The sequence below is a fragment of the Microbacterium sp. cf332 genome, from assembly GCF_900102175.1.
Taxonomy (GTDB): Bacteria; Actinomycetota; Actinomycetes; order Actinomycetales; family Microbacteriaceae; genus Microbacterium.
The window spans coordinates 1,425,639-1,442,967 of record NZ_FNKN01000001.1 but is presented as its reverse complement, the minus strand read 5'-3'; the positions used below and the strand labels follow the sequence as shown (position 1 = coordinate 1,442,967).

The window sequence follows — 17,329 nt, the reverse complement described above, 5'->3', positions numbered from 1 at the left end:
GCGGGAACCCTCGCACCACGGAAGGAAAACAATGATGTTTGGAATCAAGCGCACGGGGCGCGCCGGTGCGATCGTCGCGCTCGCGCTCGGCATGACGCTCGTGGCAGCAGGCTGCTCGGGCAACACCGGCGGCGGTGACGGCGACGGGGGAGGCGACGGCGGCAACCTCGCCGTGACCTTCCTGCCCAAGAACCTCGGCAACCCCTACTTCGACACGTCCAACTCGGGCGGTGAGGAAGCGGTCGACGAGTTCGGCGGCACCTACGAAGAGGTCGGTCCGACCGAAGCCAGCCCGACGTCGCAGGTGCAGTACATCCAGACCGCCGCACAGCAGGGCGTGGGAGGCCTCGTCATCTCGGCGAACGACCCCGAGGCGATCTGCGACGCGCTCGACGAGGCGCGCTCGGCGGGCGTGAAGGTCGTGACCTTCGACTCCGACACGAACCCCGAATGCCGCGACGTGTTCATCAACCAGGCGACCTCCGAAGGCATCGCCAAGGTGCAGGTCGATCTCATCGCCGAGCAGATCGGCGACGCCGGTCAGATCGCCGTGCTGTCGGCATCCGCGAACGCGACGAACCAGAACGCCTGGATCGAGCTCATGAAGGAGGAGCTCGCCGCGAGCCACCCCGACATCGAGCTCGTCGAGGTCGCGTACGGGGACGACGACGACCAGACCTCGTTCGACAAGACCGCGGCGCTGCTGCAGACGTACCCGGAGCTCAAGGGCATCGTCTCGCCGACCACGGTCGGCATCGCCGCGGCCGCCCGCTACCTGTCGACGTCGGAGTACAAGGGCACGGTCGCGCTGACCGGGCTGGGCACCCCGAACCAGATGCGCGAGTACGTCGAGGACGGCACCGTCACGGCCTTCGCCCTGTGGAACCCGGCCGACCTCGGTTACCTGGCCGCGTGGGCCGCGCAGGCGCTCATCACCGGTGAGATCACCGGCGAGGAGGGTGACTCGTTCGAGGCCGGCAAGCTCGGCTCGTTCGACGTCGGCGCCGACGGCACCGTGCTGCTCGGCGATCCGTTCGTGTTCGACGCCGACAACATCGGCGACTTCGACTTCTGAGTCGCCCGCACGCAGCGAGCCCGGCCGGGAACTCCGGCCGGGCTCGCTGCCGTTCGCGGCGCGACGCTCGTCAGGCGGGGGCGTCGCCCGGATCGAGGGTCTTCAGCATGTCCTCTTCGGCAGCGTTGTCGGCCGTGAGCTCGTCCTCGGTCGTCTCGTCGCCGCCCCGCGGGGCGTCTTCCGTGATGGACTGCTCGGCGCTCGTGTCGTCGAGGTGTCGGTCGCCGGTCGAGGTGGGGCTGTCGCCGGGGTCGCCGGCCGGGGTGTCGTGGGTGCTCATGGGCGCGACGCTACGCCCGCCTCGGGTCGCGAGGGCACCCCTTGACACCGGTCCCTGCGCGGATGGTGGCGCCGGCGCGGGGGATCGCCGGGCAGGGGATGCCCGGGTGGCGGGTCGGACCGGGCGGCTAGGTGCGGGGGTCGTAGCGCCGAGGCTCGTGGGTGCGGGCGACGAGGTCGCGCAGCGCTTCGAGCGACCCCGAGACGAACCCTGCGGCGCGGGCCTGGACGAGCACGTTGCCGAGCGCGGTCGCCTCGACAGGACCGGCGAGTACCGGCATCCCCGCCCGGTCGGCGGTGCGCTGGCACAGCAGTTCGTTGAGCGCGCCGCCGCCGACGACATGGATGGTCCGCACGTCGACACGGCCCAGACGAGCGGCGTCGGATACGGCGTCGGCGAAAGCCTGCGCGAGCGACTCGACGATCGACCGCGCGTACTCGGCGCGAGTGCGCGGAGGCGCGACATCGTGTTCGGCGCACCACGCGTCGATGCGCGGGGTCATCGCACCCGGAGCGAGGAATCGCGGGTCGTTGACGTCGAACACGACACCCTCGGCTTCGCGGGCCGCATCGAGCAGCGTCGGCAGGTCGATGCGGTGCCCCTCGTGTCGCTCCCACTGCCGGACGGCCTCGCTCAGCACCCACAGTCCCATGACGTTGTGCAGCAGCCGGACGTGGCCGTCGACACCGCCCTCGTTCGTGAAGTTCGCCTCCAGCGCGGCGTGGGTGAGCACCAGGTGATCGACCTCGACGCCGACGAGGCCCCAGGTGCCGCACGAGATGTAGGCCGCGGCATCCGGCTGCATCGGCACGGCGACGACGGCCGAGGCGGTGTCGTGCGAGCCGACGGCGGTGACGGCCGTGTCGACCGGCGCCCCGAGCAGGGCGGCGACGTCGGCCCGCAGCGCACCGAGACGGTCGCCCGGTGCGATGAGGGGCGGCAGGATGCGGCGGGGCAGGCCCAGCGCCGAGACGAGGGCGTCGTCCCACGAAGCCTGCAGCACCCGCAGCAGCCCCGTCGTCGAGGCGTTGGTCTCCTCGGCGCGTGCGACCCCGGTGAGCCAGTACCCGACGAGGTCGGGCACCAGCAGCGCAGTGTCGGCGAACGCAAGCACCTCGGGGTCTTCGGCGGCGAGCTGGTACAGCGTGTTGAACGGCAGGAACTGCAGGCCGTTGCGCTCGAACAGCTCGGCGTGCGGGAAGCGCGCGTGAACGCTCTCGACCCCGCGGGCCGTCCGCTCGTCGCGATAGTGGAACGGCTCGCCGAGCAGTCGTCCGCCGCGCAGGAGACCGTAGTCGACCGCCCATGAGTCCACGCCGATCGAGGCGATCCCGGGCGTCGTGCGGAACGCGTCGCGCAGACCCGCCAGCACGGAGCCGTACATGCCCACGAGGTTCCAGTGCAGACCGTCGCCGGCGGGCACCGGATCGTTCGCGAAGCGCGCGACCGTCTCGGTGCGCAGCATGTCAGCCCCCACATGCCCCACGATGACCCGCCCGCTGGTGGCCCCGAGGTCCACCGCCGCCACGTTCCCCGACACGCTCACGCGCGGCATCCTTTCCGCGAGTGCACGGCCTGTCGCCGAGTGCACGACCTCGGAGCGTGCGGATGCCGTGCACTCGGCGGGAAGCCGTGCACTCGAGTGCCCGCGTTCATCGCAGGAACGCGGCGGCGACGCCGGAGTCGACCGGGATGTGCAGGCCCGTCGTGCGCGAGAGCTCGGGGCCGGTCAGCACGTAGACGGCGTCGGCGACGTTCTCGGGCACGACCTCGCGCTTGAGGATCGTGCGGTTCGCGTAGAACTGACCGAGGTCCTTCTCCTCGACGCCGTAGGTGGCCGCGCGGTTGGCGCCCCAGCCTGCGGCGAAGATGCCCGAACCACGCACCACGCCGTCGGGGTTGATGCCGTTGACCCGTACGCCGTGCTCGCCGAGCTCGACCGCCAGCAGGCGCACCTGGTGGGCCTGGTCGGCCTTCGTCGCCGAGTAGGCGATGTTGTTCGGGCCGGCGAAGACGGAGTTCTTCGACGAGATGTAGATGACGTCGCCGCCGAGCTTCTGCTCGATGAGCGCCTTCGCTGCGGCCTTCGACACCAGGAACGAGCCCTTCGCCATGACGTCGTGCTGCAGATCCCAATCCTTCTCGGTGGTCTCGAGCAGGGGCTTCGACAGCGAGAGCCCGGCGTTGTTGACGACGAGGTCGACGCCGCCGAACGCGAGCAGCGTCGCGTCGATCGCGGCCTGCACGCCGTCGGCGTCGGCGACGTTGGCGGCGACGCCGATCGCGACGTCGGTTCCGCCGAGCTCGGCCGCCGCAGCCTGCGCCTTCTCGAGATCGAGGTCGGCGACGACGACGCACGCCCCCTCGGCGGCGAGTCGCGTGGCGATGGCCTTTCCGATGCCGGATGCTGCGCCGGTGACGAAGGCGATGCGCCCCTGGTGGGTCTTCGGCTTCGGCATCCGCTGCAGCTTCGCCTCTTCGAGGGTCCAGTACTCGATGTTGAACTTCTCGGCGTCGGAGATCGGCGCATAGGTGGAGAGGGCCTCGGCGCCGCGCATGACGTTGATCGCGTTCACGTAGAACTCGCCGGCCACGCGCGCGGTCTGCTTGTTGGCGCCGTACGAGAACATGCCGACGCCCGGCACGAGCACGATGAGCGGGTCGGCGCCGCGGATGGCGGGGGACGACGCGTCGGCGTGGGCGTCGTAGTACGCCTGGTAGTCCGCGCGGTACGCGGCGTGCAGTTCGTGCAGGCGGGCGACCTGCTCGTCGACGGATGCCGTCGCGGGCAAGTCAAGGATGAGGGGCTTGACCTTCGTGCGCAGGAAGTGGTCGGGGCAGCTGGTGCCCAGCGCCGCGAGGGCCGGGGCCTTCTCGGACGCCAGGAAGTCGAGCACGACGTCGGCGTCGGTGTAGTGGCCGACCATCGGCTTGTCGGTCGAGGCGATGCCGCGGATCGTCGCGGCGAGGGCTGCGGCACGCGCGCGACGCTCGGCCTCGGGAAGCGCCTCGAAGCCGGCGCGGGTGCCGCCGAACGGGTCGGCCGCGCCGTGCTCGTCGATGTAGGCCTGCGCCGTCTCGATGATCCAGAGGCTGTTGGCCTCGGCCTCGTCCGAGGTGTCGCCCCACGCGGTGATGCCGTGCCCGCCGAGGATGCAGCCGATGGCCTGCGGGTTCTGCGCCTTGATCTCGGCAATGTCGAGCCCGAGCTGGAAGCCGGGGCGCCGCCACGGAACCCAGACGACACGCTGTGAACCGGTGCCGTCGCCGAAGATCTTCGCGGTGAGCGCCTCGCCGTCCGCGGCGGTCGCGATCGCGATGCCGGCGTCGGGGTGCAGGTGGTCGACGTGGGCGACGTCGACGAGGCCGTGCATCGCGGTGTCGATCGAGGGGGCGGCGCCGCCCTTGCCGTGCAGGCAGTAGTCGAAGGCCGCGACCATCTCGTCCTCGCGCTCGAGTCCGGGGTAGACGTCGACGAGTGCGCGCATCCGGTCGAGACGGAGCACGGCGAGACCCGACTCGGTGAGCGTGCCGAGGTCGCCGCCGGACCCCTTCACCCAGAGCAGCTCGACGGGCTCGCCGGTGACGGGGTCGATGTCGGTGCCCTTGGCGGACGTGTTGCCCCCTGCGTAGTTGGTGTTCTTCGGGTCGGAGCCCAGGCGGTTGCTGCGCGCGATCAGGTCGGCGGCTGCGGCGGAGGTCATGGCTTTCCTTCGGGACGGGACGGTTCGTGTGGTCGGGACGAGGTGGCGGTCGGGATCAGGATGCGGCGAGGCGTTCGAGACGGGCGACGATGCGTGCCATCGATGCCGCGAAGCCCGGCTTCTCGGGCCGGTTGAGGTGGCCGTGGTCGGTACCGGGCTCGACCACCGTCTCGACGTCACGGCCGGCCTGCCGGAGCGTCGCGGCGAACACGTCGCCCGAGACGCTCAGCTCGTCGATCTCGCTGTTGATCATGAGGGTGGGCGGGAAATCGGCGAGCTCCGCGGCCGAGGCGAGGCCCGGCACGGCCGCGATCGGCGCGCCGATGACGGATCCGCCGAGGTAGTTCTCGTACATGCTGCGGACGGCCTCGCTGCCGAATCGATCGTGCTCGGGGTGCGCGTCGAGAGCGGCGCGCAGGGCGAGGCCGGGCGCGGGCTGGACGGCGAGCAGGGTCGGGTACGCCAGCACCACGAGTCGGGGTGGGGCGACTCCCGCCGCGAGCAGGCGGAGCGTCGCGCCCGCGGCGAGGTTCGCCCCGGCACTGGCCCCGCCGAGGGCGAGGCGTGCGATCGCGAGCTCGTCGGCGTGCGCCGTGGCCCACTCCCAGGCACGGAGGACGTCGTCGGATGCCGCGGGGTAGCGGTGGTCGCCGCGCTCGCCGGCCGCGTCGTCGGCCCCACCCCACCCCGCAGGGGCGGGGGCGAGGCGGTAGTCGACGGAGAGGACCGTCGTGCCCGCCTCGGCGAGGCCGCGCGCGACGGCATCCGCTTCGGGCATGTCGAGGTCACCGAACGCGAAGCCGCCGCCGTGCATCCAGACCAGTCCCGCGCCGTTCGGTCGGGCGGCCGGGTAGACGCGGACGAGGCCGCCGGCCGCCGTGCGCTCAGGCACCCCAGCCGGCCTGCGTGCCGCCGACACGGTCGGCTTCGATCTTCTGCTGGTAGCCGGATGCCGCGTATGCGGCCATCGGGTCGGCCGGCAGTCCCCGCGACTCGCGCCATTCGGCGAGGGCCGGGCGGACGTCCGTGTAGAAGGCGTCCATGAAGACCGCCTGCGCCCCGAGCACGTCGTTCGCGGTGCGTGCGGCGGCGAGGGCCTCACCGTCGATGAGGAGGGCGCGCGCCGTCATCTCCTGGACGTTGAGCACCGAGCGGATCTGCCCGGGGATCTTCGCCTCGATGTTGTGGCACTGGTCGAGCATGAACACCACGTCGGGGTTGTCGAAGCCGCCGCCGCGCAGCACCTCGACGAGGATGCGGAACAGCTGGAACGGGTCGGCCGCCCCCACGATGAGGTCGTCGTCGGCGTAGAAGCGCGAGTTGAAGTCGAACGAGCCGAGCTTGCCCAGGCGCAGCAGCTGCATGACGATGAACTCGATGTTGGTGCCGGGGGCGTGGTGGCCCGTGTCGAGGCACACCATGGCGCGCTCACCGAGGGCGGCGACCTGGACGTAGCTCGTTCCCCAGTCGGGCACGTCGGTGTGGTAGAACGACGGCTCGAAGAACTTGTACTCGAGCACGAGGCGCTGCTCGCCCGTGAGGCGCGCGTAGATCTGCTGGAGCGAGTCGGCGAGGCGGTCCTGGCGGGCGCGCATGTCGTTCTGGCCGGGGTAGTTCGATCCCTCGGCGAGCCAGATCTTGAGGTCGCGCGAGCCCGTGGCGTCCATGACGTCGATGCACTCGAGGTGGTGGTCGACGGCCTTGCGGCGGATCGCGTCGTCCTCGTGGGTCAGGGCGCCGAACTTGTAGTCCTCGTCCTGGAAGGTGTTCGAGTTGATGGTGCCCAGGGCGACGCCGAGGTCCTCGGCGTGACGGCGCAGCGCGCTGTAGTCGTCGACCTTGTCCCACGGGATGTGCAGGGCGACCGACGGCGCGAGACCGGTCACACGGTTCACCTCGGCGGCGTCGGCGATCTTCTCGAACGGGTCGCGCGGGGTGCCGGCGGTCGGGAACACGCGGAAGCGCGTGCCCGAGTTGCCGAATGCCCAGCTGGGCAGCTCGATGCCCTGGCGCTGGAGCAGGGCGAAGTGGTCGGGGGAGAGGGTGCTCACGATGCGGCGTCGCTTTCGTCGGTGGGGGTGGCGGATGTCGGGGAGGCGGAATGCGGCGCGGCCGCCGCCAGCTGGTCGTGCAGGTGGAAGACCTCGGTCAGGGGTGTGGCGGCCTGGTCGGGGCGTCCGGCCAGACCCACGAAGAACCGCGCCATCTCGGCCTCCCAGCGGGCGGCCACGGGCGAGGCGGCGAGGTAGGCCTGTGCCGCGGCGTCGTCGTCGACCTCGTAGTAGCCGATGAGGCGCCCGCCGTCGCCGAGGAACAGCGAGTAGTTGCGTCGTCCGGATGCGGCGATCTCGGCGAGCATGTCCGGCCACACCGGCGTGTGGCGGGCGACGTACTCGTCGATCAGGTCGGGGTGGATCTGCAGCGAGAAGCAGACCCGGTGCGCAGATGCACTCGTCATCGAGGCTCCTTGGTGGGCCGGTTTGTGAATCGTTTCATGAGCTTAGCGGGTCAGCGAGCCCGACACAACCGGGAAACGTTTACCCGTGATCTGCCGCGCTCGGTCGTCGGGCGCTACGGTTGAGGGCATGGCAGTGAGCGTGCGGGATGTCGCGGTCGCGGCATCCGTGTCGGTGGGGACCGTGTCGAACGTCCTCAACAACCCCGCGCGCGTGTCGCCCGACATGGTCGCGCGGGTGCAGCAGGCCATCGCCGACCTCGGTTTCGTGCGCAACGACGCCGCACGGCAGCTGCGCGCGGGGCGCAGCCGGTCGATCGGACTCGTGGTGCTCGACATCGGCAACCCGTTCTTCGCCGAGGTCGCGCGCGGCGCCGAGGAGCGCGCCGCGGAGAGCGGGATGACGGTGCTGCTGAGCACGAGCGACGAGAAGTCCGAGCGCGAGTCGGCCCACCTCGATCTCTTCCGCGAGCAGCGGGTCAACGGCGTGCTGGTCACTCCCGTCGGAGACGATCTCGACCGGCTGCGAGCGCTGCAGGCAGCCGGCGTGCCGGTCGTCCTCGTCGACCGCGAGGTTCCCGACGACGTCTTCGCGTCGGTCTCGGTCGACGACGTCGAGGGCGGCTATCTCGCCGTCTCGCACCTCTTGGCGCGGGGTCGTCGGCGCGTCGCGTTCGTCCGCGGGCCGGTGTCCATCCGGCAGGTCGCCGACCGTCTCGAGGGTGCGCGGCGCGCGGTCGCCGAGGTCGCGGACGCCCACCTGGAGGAGTTCGCGGTGCCGGCGCTGTCTGTGCTCCACGGCCGCGCCGCCGGAGAGCAGCTGCGCGACCGCCGCGGCGACGATCGCGTCGACGCCGTCTTCGCCGCGAACGATCTGCTCGCCGTCGGCGTGCTGCAGGCGTTCTCGGTGCTCGGTCAGCTGCGCGTGCCCGAGGAGGTCGCGCTCATCGGCTACGACGACATCGACTTCGCCGCGGCCACCGTCGTGCCGCTCAGCTCGATCCGCCAGCCCGCGCACGAGATCGGGTACCGCGCCGTCGACCTGCTGCTGCGCGGTCTCGATGACCCCGCCGGCGAGCACGAGCGGCGGGTGCGGTTCCGCCCCGAGCTCGTCGTGCGCGACTCGACCGGCTGAGATTCGGGGTCAGACCCGCGACCAGGCGCCGGGAGCGAGGGAGATTGTGCAGGCCCCGGTCGGGGTCGTCGTCGTGAGCACCCGCTCGCGGGTGTCGAGGTTCGCCGCCAGCACCGTGGCCTGCCCGCCGCGCTGTGCGCCGACGGCCCAGACGAGGCCGTCGGGGCTCCGGCCCGACAGCAGCTCACCGCCCGCGAGGGCGGCGAGGGCGGCGACCGCCTCGGCCAGAGGGAGAGCCGTGCCGTCGGAGCCGACGATGCCGCGCGGACCCCAGGACTCGAAGAACGTGAGGCTGGCGATGCCCGGCACGGCGAGGGCCGCCGTGCTCGCGATCGTCCACGCCGCGAGTTCGGGCGCGCGCTGCCTCGGGTCGTCGGCGTCGATCAGATGCGAGCCGTAGCCACCCGACAGATCGGATGCCACGGGGCGCGGCGGCGCGGTCGTCGCGACGGCGTTGACGTGCGGGCGGAGGGTGATGGGGCCGACGTGCACGGGCAGGCCGTGCCCGATCTCGACCGCCTGCACTGCGACGAGGCGCTGCATCGCGAGCGATTCGACGAGCTGCTCGGTGTCGCGGCTGTGGAAGAGCGGGGTGACGCTGAAGACGATCCCGGCGAGCTCGCCAGGCAGCCGGTGGTGCTCGCGGTTGAGCTCGGTGAAGTGCGTGCGCGCGCCGCCGACGACGGGCACGTCGAGGCCCGCGTCACGCAGCGCCGAGCGCAGCCGCGCCACGGACGCAGCGTCGGAGACGTGACGCGCCGGCCCGGCGGGCTGGAAGGCCGTGATGCGAGCCACGGTGAGGCCGGCGAGCGCGGAGACCGCGTCCGACAGTGCACGCGATACGGCGGCGTCCACCGTCGTCGACACCCCCGCCTCGGCGGGGAGCACGAGTCGGACGTCGAGGGGAGGGCCCTCGGCGGCCGCGCGCTCGAGTGCCGCCCGCCAGCCCGGCCACGCCAGATCGAGCTCGACGAGCGTGCTCGCCGCGCCGACGGAGGAGGCGGCGGCGCTCGTGCCCGCCGTGCCCCGGACGACGGGGGCCGGATCGGGTGCGGACGACGCGGCCAGCCCGATGGCGGGGAAGACCCCGCGGGCTGCGAGCTCGATCGCGGCTTCCCCGCCCGCGGCATCCCCGCCCGCGGCATCCCCTGTGGCTGAGGTGGCGGGCGCGTCGGCGTGGGCGGTGATCGTGACGACCTGCCGTACCCGCTCGCCAGCGTCGAGCGGGTATGGGAACGGCAGCGCGAGCGGCCGGCTGTAGACCTTGAACGAGGCGTCGGTCCAGTTGCGCTGGTCCTCCATCTCGAACACATCGCCGTCGAACGCCAGCCCGATCGCGAGGCCGTCGTCGTACCAGTGCAGCCCCGCGATATCGAACACCGGCTGGTGCGGGCTGACGGCGAGCGGCAGCGCCGTCTCCGACACCGCGCCCGTGCTGTGCGTCACCGACAGCCCGGCGCCCGCCGCGGCGGGCGGGATGAGGGCGACGAGGCCCGCGCGGTTCGTCTCGACGGGGATCGCCGCCTCGAGGTCGCACAGCACCCGCAGACTCTCGCCGCGCACTTCGGCGCGCACGACACCGTGGAACGGCATCCGCTCGTCGGCCGCCCGCACGTGCAGGGTGACGCTCGACCCGGCGGCCGTGACACGGTCGACGACGAGGTCGACCGTGTTCCAGTCGCGGTCGCGCACGACGGCGCGGATGCTGCGCAGCACCCATCGGCCGGCGAGCCGGATGTCGGCGAACTCGTCACCGCGGAGATCGAACTCCCACGCGCCGATCCGTCGCCGGTCGGTGTTCCCGCGCCCCCATGTCGTCGACATGGTCAGAGCGTCGTCATGCCGCCGTCGACCGAGAAGGTCGCACCCGTCGCGAACGAGCCCTCGTCGCTCGCGAGGTAGACCATGATGCCGGTGACGTCGGCGGGGGTGCCGGCGCGACCGATCGGGATGCGCGAGACGATGGCCGCGCGCGACTCGGGGTCATCGCTGATCGCGGAGACCAGCGGCGTCTCGGTGTACGCCGGCTGCACGGTGTTCACCCGGATGCCGCGGTCGGCGTAAGCCGCGGCGACGGTGCGTCCGAGCCCGTGCACGCCGGCCTTCGACGCGCTGTAGGCCGTGAAGGCCGCGCCTTCGCCATTGACCGCGGTGGGGCTGCCGGTGAGGATGATCGACCCGCCGCCGCGGGACAGCAGCGCTCGGACGGCGTATTTGACCGTCAGGAACGTCCCGGTGAGGTTGATGTCGATCGTCCGTCGCCAGACGTCGAGGTCGAGGTCGGCGGCGGGGGCGTCCTGCCCGAAGAGCTGCACGCCCGCGTTCGCGACGACGACGTCGGGCGTCCATCCGGCCGCATCGAGGTCGGCGAAGGCGGCCGCGACCGCGGTCTCGTCGGAGATGTCCATCGTCGCCGGCCTCGCGAGCGGACCGAGTGCCGCGGCGGCCTCACCGACCGCGGTCCCGTTGCGGTCGGCGAGCACGACGCGGGCGCCCTCGGCGACGAACCGCGCGGCGACGGCGTGCCCGATGCCCATCGCGGCGCCGGTCACGAGCGCCGTCTTGCCCTGCAGTCTCGTCATCGTCTCGGTCCTCAGCGCTCGATGTGGTCCAGGTGCAGCATCCGCGCGAGGTTCTTGTCGAGCTCGTCGTCGCGGAAGATCTTCTTCCAGTCGTCCTTGATGATGCTCTCGCGACCGTAGTCCATCGCGATGAGGCACGCGTCGCTGAACGGGTTGTCGCCGCGCAGCCCGTTGGCGAGGGCGACCTGCGTGTGGCCGTAGAGGATGCTGCGAGCCGCGGCCTCGGGCACGCCCATCGTATGGATGGCCTCGTCGAGCGCCTCGTTCAGGAGGGACCCGATCATGCAGGCGACGGTCTCGACGAGCGTCGGCTCGAGCTGCGCGAGCTGCTTCACCGTCACCCAGTGCACGTCGATGACCGGCGCATAGATCGCGCGCACCGTCTCCTCGACGATGCGCCGCTTGTCGGCGTCGTCCGACTCGATGGCGGCGATGGCGTCCTGCGGCGCGGCGATGCCCCCGAACGTGTCGGCCCACTCCTCCTTCGTGGTGCGCTCGAGGAAGACCGACGGGTGGCACGGGTGCGCGACGGCCTGGATGACGTCGTCGCGGGTCGTGAGCAGTCCCGCGTATGCGGCGGCGGGGTCGAGGGTCAGCACGATCGCTCCGGCCCGCAGCTGCGGGACGAGGTCGGCGGTGACGGGTCCGAGCGCGAGGTCGGGCACGGCGAGCACGACGATGTCGGCGTCCGCGACCGCGATCGCGGCGTCGGTCAGCTCGCGCCCGGCGGCGACGGTGCGCTCGCGGCCCGCGGGGGAGTTCTCGACGTAGAAGACGGTGTGGTCGGTCTTCACGAGGTTGTTGGACACGCGCATGCCCATCTTCCCGCCCGCTCCGACGACGGCGATCGTGTGACTCATCAGGTGCTCCTCAGGTATTCCAGGGTGGCGCGGGTCCATTCCCGCTCGGTTCGGACAGTGGTCTCGGCGTCGCCCTGCCAGGGCAGCCAGTGCTCGACGATCTCGTTGATGCCATCGGCGTCGCGCTCGCGCGGACGGACGGTCTCGAGCAGGTGTGGGTAGTCGTGCAGGCCCTCGCCCATGCGGGTGCCGGTGAACGTGAAGCCCACCCAGCCGGGCTGCCGGGCGAAGGCGAAGTCCTTCACGTGCACGTTCTTGACGTGCGGCGCGGCCAGCTCGACGGTCTCACGGGGCATCTCGAGGCGGGCGACGACGTTGGCCGGGTCGAGGCACACGCCGAGGCTGGGGCTGTCGATGGTCGCGACGAGGTGCGTCAGGTCGACGGTCGACACCTGCTCGTACGTCTCGAGCGCGATGACCACGCCGGCGGACTCGTACGCGGGCAGGATGCCGCGCAGCCAGGTCTCCGCCTGCGCCAGTGTCGGTCGCGAGTCGGGTGCGTAGACCATGCTGCGCACGAGCCGCGCGTCGAAGACCTCCGCCAGGTCGAGGAAGCGCGTCAGGCGTTCCGGGGCGACGCCCTTGGTGCCGAGCTCGATCGTCAGGCCGAGGTCGCGGGCCGCGGCAGCCGCATCGCGCAGCTCGGCCTGGCCCATGAGTTCGAGAGGGGCGTAGTCGCAGACCTGGAACAGGTCGACGCCCAGCTCGCGCGTGCGCTCGAACGCTCCGACGAGCGACAGCGGCGACGCGACCCGGTCGGAGTGCTCCCAGAGGAAGGCGTAGGTGCCGAGGCCGATCACCGTGCCACCCCGTCTCCGTCGGCGTCGGCGTCGGCGTCGGCGCGCGTCGCGGCGAGCGCCGCTGCCTCGTCGAGCACACGGGTGAAGGCGGCGGGATCGTGCGCGAAGCGGCCGAGGAAGAGCCCGTCGACAGCGCCGTCGAGCCGGGCCAGCAGGCCCGGCCCGGCCGACCCGCCGTAGATCACGGTCGAGCCGGCGCGCGCGGGATCGGCGTCGAGTGCGGCGCGCAGGGCTCGGCTCACCGCGACGATGTGCGCGGTCGGGGCGGGCTCGGGGGCGCCGATCGCCCAGACGGGCTCGTATGCGACGACGACGCGCCCGGCCGGCGCTCCGGCGAGGTCGGCGTGCAGCTGGGCGACCGTCGCGCGCGCGGCAGCGGCGGCATCCGTGCGCTCCGACTCGCCGACGCACAGCACCGGGGTGACGCCGTGGCGCAGGGCCGCGGTGGCCTTGGCCGCCGTGACCTCGTCGGTCTCGCCGAACAGTCGACGTCGCTCGGCATGGCCGATCTCGGCGAACACCCCGCCCGACTCGGCGACCTCGGCCGCCGTGATCTCGCCGGTGTAGGCGCCCGGCTCGTGCGCCGAGACGTCCTGGACGCCGACGTGGATGCCGACGGGCGCGAGGTAGTCTCGCGCGTCGTCGAACTGCAGGTAGGTGGGGACGACGAAGACCTCGACGGCGCCGCTGCGGACGGCTTCGTGCGCGCCGACGGCGACGGCCACCTCGCCGAACCACACGCGGGCGGATCGCCGACCGAAGTACGCCTTGAGGCTCACCCCCACGGTCGCGCGCGGTGTCCGGTGAGCCGCGCCGTGCGCGGAGACGGGCGTCATCAGCAGGAGCCGGTGCTCTCGTACCGGTCGATGACGGCGACCTTGTCGGCCGACGCCGATGCCGTGTCGAAGCGGTAGGTCAGCCACTCGCGCACGAGGCGCCGGGCGAGCTCGATGCCCACGACGCGCTGACCCATCGTCAGCACCTGAGCGTTGTTCGACAGCACGCCGCGCTCCACCGAGAACGAGTCGTGCGCCGTCACCGCGCGGATGCCGGCGACCTTGTTCGCCGCGATCGCGACGCCGAGCCCGGTGCCGCAGATCAGCAGCGCGCGATCGGCCTCGCCGCGTGCGACCCGCTCGGCCGCCTCGATCGCCACGGTCGGGTAGGGGGTGTGCCCGTCGGCGCCGACGCCGACGTCGACCACCGAGGCGACCAGGTCGCTGGCCTCGAGGTCGCGCTTGAGCACCTCCTTGTAGTCGAAGCCGGCGTCGTCGCAGCCGATGACGATGCGCAGGGTGTCGGTCATGATGAGGTCCTCTCAGAGTCGGCGAGCACGACGCCGACGGCGGTCGCGATGAGGGCGAGCGAGTGCGCCCCCGGGTCGGGGGTGCCGACGCTGTGCTGTCCGTGCGTGCGCGCCCGGCCCATGCGTGGCAGCAGTCCGGCGGTCGCGGCGGCGGCGGTCGTCGCGGCGGCGGCCGCGGAGCGCCAGGCCTCGGCGAGGGGTGCGCCGGTGGCGACGGCGTTCGACAGCTCGGAGCTGAACGGCACGAGGGCGTCGACCATCGTCTTGTCGCCGAGCTCGGCCTTGCCGTACGCCATCACCCCGCGGGTCGCAGCGGCGACGCCGTTCGCGACGGCCGACGCGTCCGGTCGGCCGTGATCGCCGAGCGCGCCCGCGATCGCCGAGAGGATGACTCCCCACAGTGCGCCCGAGGTGCCTCCGGCGCGATCCGACCAGGCGTCCGCGGCGTGGGCGAGGGTGGTCGCCGCTCCCGCGCCCGCCGAACGGGCCGCGTGCGCGGCGGCCTGCGCTGCGTGCGAGCCCCGCTGCATCCCGATTCCGTGGTCGCCGTCGCCGGCGACGGCATCCATCCGACCCAGCTCGTCGACGTGGGCGTCGACCGTCGCGGCGACCGCATCGACCGCGGCGGCGACGAGCACGGCGAGGGATCGCGAATCGGCGTCGCCGGCGACGATCGCCGTGTGTGCGTCGTCGGTCGCCGCGGTGGGGGCGGGGTCGGACGGCGTGCTCGAGTCGTCGGGTGCGACCGCCCCGCGTCGGTAGGCGGGGGTGTCGACCGGGGTCTCCCACAGCTCGGCGAGCTCGTCGTCGAGCCAGAACAGCGTGAGCGAGGTGCCGGCCATGGCGAAGCTGGTGCAGTACTCGCCGACGTGCGGGTCGATGACCTCGAGGCCCGCATCGGCGAGCAGCTGGGCGACGCGGCGGTAGACGACGAACATCTCCTCGTGCTTGAGCGAACCGAGGCCGTTGAGGATCGGCACGACCCGCCCGTCGGCTTCCGCGGGACGCTCGGCGAGTAGCGTCGAGACCAGCAGCTCCGCCAGACCGTCGGCGGTCGGCACCTCGGTCTCGCCGATTCCCGGCTCGCCGTGGATGCCGAGACCGATCGCCATCCGACCCGCCGGCACGCTGAAGAGCGGCTCGGGGGCGCCGGGCAGCGTGCAGCCGCTGAAGGCGACGCCGAACGAGCGCGTCCGGTCGTTCGCCCGCCGTGCCACGCGGGCGACGCCGGCCAGGTCGTACCCCGCGGCCGCCGCGGCGGCAGCCGACCGGAAGACGGTGAGGTCACCGGCGATGCCGCGGCGCCGGTGGCTCTCGTCCGGCGTCGCACTCGCGACGTCGTCGGTGACGGCGACGGTGTCGCAGTCGATGCCCTCCGCGCGCAGCCGTTCCTGCGCCGCGTCGAAGTTCAGGACGTCGCCGGCGTAGTTGCCGTACGAGAAGAACACACCGCCCCCGCGATGGGCGGCGCGCGCGACCGCATGGATCTGCTGCGTCGACGGCGATGCGAAGAGGTTGCCCATCGCGGCGCCGTCGGCCAAGCCGGGGCCCACGAGACCGCCGAAGGCGGGATAGTGACCCGACCCGCCGCCCACGACGACGACTACCCGGCCCGCGCGAGCGGGCGTCGCGCGCACGACACCGCCCGGGACGCGGCGCACGTAGCGCGCGTTCGCCGCGACGAAGCCGTCGATCATCTCGTCGGCGAAGTCTGCCGGGTCGTTCCACAGGCGGGTCATCGTGCCGCGGGCCCCTTCTGCGTCATGGCAGCCGTCTCACCTGTTTGCGGGACGACGGCGGGCGCCATCCGGTCCCCGCGGGCGAGCAGAACCATGAGCACCGCGGAGACGAGCATCACGACGCCGACGATGACCATGGGCAGCTCGTAGCCGCCGGTCCAGTCCCGGACCGCGCCCGTGATGTAGGGGGCGCTGAAGCCGGCGAGGTTGCCGACCGTGTTGATGAGGGCGACGCCGGCTGCGGCGGCGGCCCCCGTGAGGAATCGGGTGGGCAGGGTCCAGAAGTTCGGCAGGGCGGCGAAGATCGCGCACGCGGTGACGGTGATCACGGCGATCGTCGCCGCGGGTGAGCCGGCGAAGAGAGCGAGCGGGATCGACACCGCACCGGCCACGGCCGGCACCGCGATGTGCCAGGTCTTCATGCCGCGGCGGTGGGCGTCGCGCGACCAGAGCACCATGACGATCGCGGCGGGCAGGTAGGGGATCGCGGTGATCAGGCCCTTCTGGAAGACGTCGAAGGTCTGTCCCGTCTGCTCCTGGAAGCCCTCGATGATGGTGGGCAGGAAGAACGCGAGGGCGTAGAGGCCGTAGATGAACCCGAAGTAGATGAACGACAGGGCCCAGACGCGGCCGCTGCGGAAGGCGAAGCGGACCGACACGTGCTTCTCGCGCGCTTCGGTGGCCGACCGTTCGGCTGCCAGGGCCCCGGTGAGCCAGGTCTTCTCGTCTGCCGTGAGCCACGTGGCGTCGGCGGGGGAGTCCTTCAGGTAGAACCAGGCGACGACTCCGACGATGACGGCGGGGATCGCGACGCCGAGGAACATGAACCGCCAGCCCTCGAGGCCGAAGAAGACGCCGTGCTGCTGGATGAGCGCGCCGGCCAGCGGGGCGCCGATCACGGTGGTGAGGGGCTGGGCCAGGTAGAAGAGCATGAGGATGCGGCCGCGGTAGCGCGAGGGCACCCACAGGCTGAGGAACAGGATCGCCCCGGGGAAGAAGCCGGCCTCGGCCACGCCGAGCAGGAAGCGCAGGACGACGAGCTGTTCGAAGTTCTGAACCCAGGTGAACAGCACCGCGACGATGCCCCAGCTGACCATGATCCGGGCGAGCCACTTGCGGGCGCCGAACCGGTGCAGCGCGAGGTTGGAGGGCACCTCGAGCAGGATGTAGCCGATGAAGAAGACCCCCGACGCGAACCCGAACTGGGCGGCGCTCAGGGCGAGGTCGTCGTTCATGCCGTTCGGGGCGGCGAAGCCGATCGCGGTGCGGTCGAGGTAGTTGATGAAGAACATGAGCGCCACGAACGGGACGAGCCGGACGGCCACCTTGCGGATGGCGGACCGCGCTTCGGGTGGCTCGGTGGCGGTAGGGGCGGAGGTGTCCACGCTGACTT

Annotated in this window: 16 protein-coding genes; 2 read left to right on the top strand and 14 right to left on the bottom strand. The window is 72.1% G+C overall.

Features of this window, described 5'->3' with window-relative positions; genetic code table 11:
* Window positions 1-31 precede the first annotated feature (31 nt).
* A complete protein-coding gene (rhaS, locus tag BLT21_RS06820) occupies window positions 32-1,075 on the top strand; it encodes a rhamnose ABC transporter substrate-binding protein (RefSeq protein ID WP_371113423.1) in 1,044 nt (347 codons plus the stop codon).
* A gap of 70 nt (window positions 1,076-1,145) precedes the next feature.
* On the opposite strand, the gene BLT21_RS06815 is transcribed toward rhaS, so the two are convergent.
* From BLT21_RS06815 to BLT21_RS06790, 6 genes are all read right to left on the bottom strand, one after another.
* The gene (locus BLT21_RS06815; RefSeq protein ID WP_091500572.1) at window positions 1,146-1,355 is read right to left on the bottom strand and encodes a hypothetical protein; all 210 of its coding nucleotides are present in this window, start codon (window positions 1,353-1,355) and stop codon (window positions 1,146-1,148) included.
* Between the two features lie 127 nt (window positions 1,356-1,482).
* Complete coding sequence (locus BLT21_RS06810) at window positions 1,483-2,910, bottom strand: rhamnulokinase (protein WP_091500571.1); 1,428 nt, start codon at window positions 2,908-2,910, stop codon at window positions 1,483-1,485.
* A gap of 97 nt (window positions 2,911-3,007) precedes the next feature.
* The gene (locus BLT21_RS06805) at window positions 3,008-5,059 is read right to left on the bottom strand and encodes a bifunctional aldolase/short-chain dehydrogenase (protein WP_091500570.1); all 2,052 of its coding nucleotides are present in this window, start codon (window positions 5,057-5,059) and stop codon (window positions 3,008-3,010) included.
* 55 nt (window positions 5,060-5,114) lie between these two features.
* Entirely contained in the window at window positions 5,115-5,951 is an 837-nt protein-coding gene (locus BLT21_RS06800) for an alpha/beta hydrolase fold domain-containing protein (RefSeq protein WP_256335953.1), read from the bottom strand.
* Window positions 5,944-7,110, bottom strand: a complete 1,167-nt coding sequence (rhaI, locus tag BLT21_RS06795; protein ID WP_091500569.1) for an L-rhamnose isomerase — start codon at window positions 7,108-7,110, stop codon at window positions 5,944-5,946. The genes BLT21_RS06800 and rhaI overlap by 8 nt, the downstream gene beginning before the upstream one ends.
* On the bottom strand, window positions 7,107-7,517 hold the full coding sequence (locus BLT21_RS06790; protein WP_091500568.1) for an L-rhamnose mutarotase: 411 nt from the start codon (window positions 7,515-7,517) through the stop codon (window positions 7,107-7,109). Before BLT21_RS06790 ends, rhaI begins: the two co-directional genes overlap by 4 nt.
* Before the next feature lie 127 nt (window positions 7,518-7,644).
* Between BLT21_RS06790 and BLT21_RS06785 the strand changes: the two genes are divergently transcribed.
* Window positions 7,645-8,649: a LacI family DNA-binding transcriptional regulator gene (locus BLT21_RS06785; protein WP_091500567.1), complete on the top strand. Its 1,005-nt coding sequence runs from the start codon at window positions 7,645-7,647 to the stop codon at window positions 8,647-8,649.
* Window positions 8,650-8,658: 9 nt separating this feature from the next.
* Here BLT21_RS06785 and BLT21_RS06780 read toward each other — a convergent pair whose 3' ends face one another.
* From BLT21_RS06780 to BLT21_RS06745, 8 genes are read right to left on the bottom strand one after another with little or no spacing between them, the layout of a single operon-like run.
* Complete coding sequence (locus BLT21_RS06780) at window positions 8,659-10,473, bottom strand: D-apionate lactonase family protein (RefSeq protein ID WP_091500566.1); 1,815 nt, start codon at window positions 10,471-10,473, stop codon at window positions 8,659-8,661.
* Window positions 10,474-10,475: 2 nt separating this feature from the next.
* Complete coding sequence (locus BLT21_RS06775) at window positions 10,476-11,231, bottom strand: SDR family NAD(P)-dependent oxidoreductase (protein WP_091500565.1); 756 nt, start codon at window positions 11,229-11,231, stop codon at window positions 10,476-10,478.
* 11 nt (window positions 11,232-11,242) lie between these two features.
* On the bottom strand, window positions 11,243-12,091 hold the full coding sequence (locus tag BLT21_RS06770; protein ID WP_091500564.1) for a phosphogluconate dehydrogenase C-terminal domain-containing protein: 849 nt from the start codon (window positions 12,089-12,091) through the stop codon (window positions 11,243-11,245).
* Complete coding sequence (locus BLT21_RS06765) at window positions 12,091-12,891, bottom strand: sugar phosphate isomerase/epimerase family protein (protein ID WP_091500563.1); 801 nt, start codon at window positions 12,889-12,891, stop codon at window positions 12,091-12,093. Before BLT21_RS06765 ends, BLT21_RS06770 begins: the two co-directional genes overlap by 1 nt.
* Window positions 12,888-13,727, bottom strand: coding sequence for a triose-phosphate isomerase family protein (locus BLT21_RS06760; RefSeq protein WP_091500562.1), 840 nt, complete (start codon window positions 13,725-13,727; stop codon window positions 12,888-12,890). Before BLT21_RS06760 ends, BLT21_RS06765 begins: the two co-directional genes overlap by 4 nt.
* Window positions 13,727-14,197, bottom strand: a complete 471-nt coding sequence (locus BLT21_RS06755) for a ribose-5-phosphate isomerase (RefSeq protein WP_091500561.1) — start codon at window positions 14,195-14,197, stop codon at window positions 13,727-13,729. The genes BLT21_RS06760 and BLT21_RS06755 overlap by 1 nt, the downstream gene beginning before the upstream one ends.
* Window positions 14,194-15,936 (bottom strand): dihydroxyacetone kinase family protein, encoded by a 1,743-nt coding sequence (locus BLT21_RS06750; RefSeq protein WP_091500560.1) that lies wholly within the window; start codon window positions 15,934-15,936, stop codon window positions 14,194-14,196. The genes BLT21_RS06755 and BLT21_RS06750 overlap by 4 nt, the downstream gene beginning before the upstream one ends.
* A complete protein-coding gene (locus BLT21_RS06745) occupies window positions 15,933-17,321 on the bottom strand; it encodes an MFS transporter (RefSeq protein WP_256335952.1) in 1,389 nt (462 codons plus the stop codon). The genes BLT21_RS06750 and BLT21_RS06745 overlap by 4 nt, the downstream gene beginning before the upstream one ends.
* Between the last annotated feature and the right edge of the window lie 8 nt (window positions 17,322-17,329).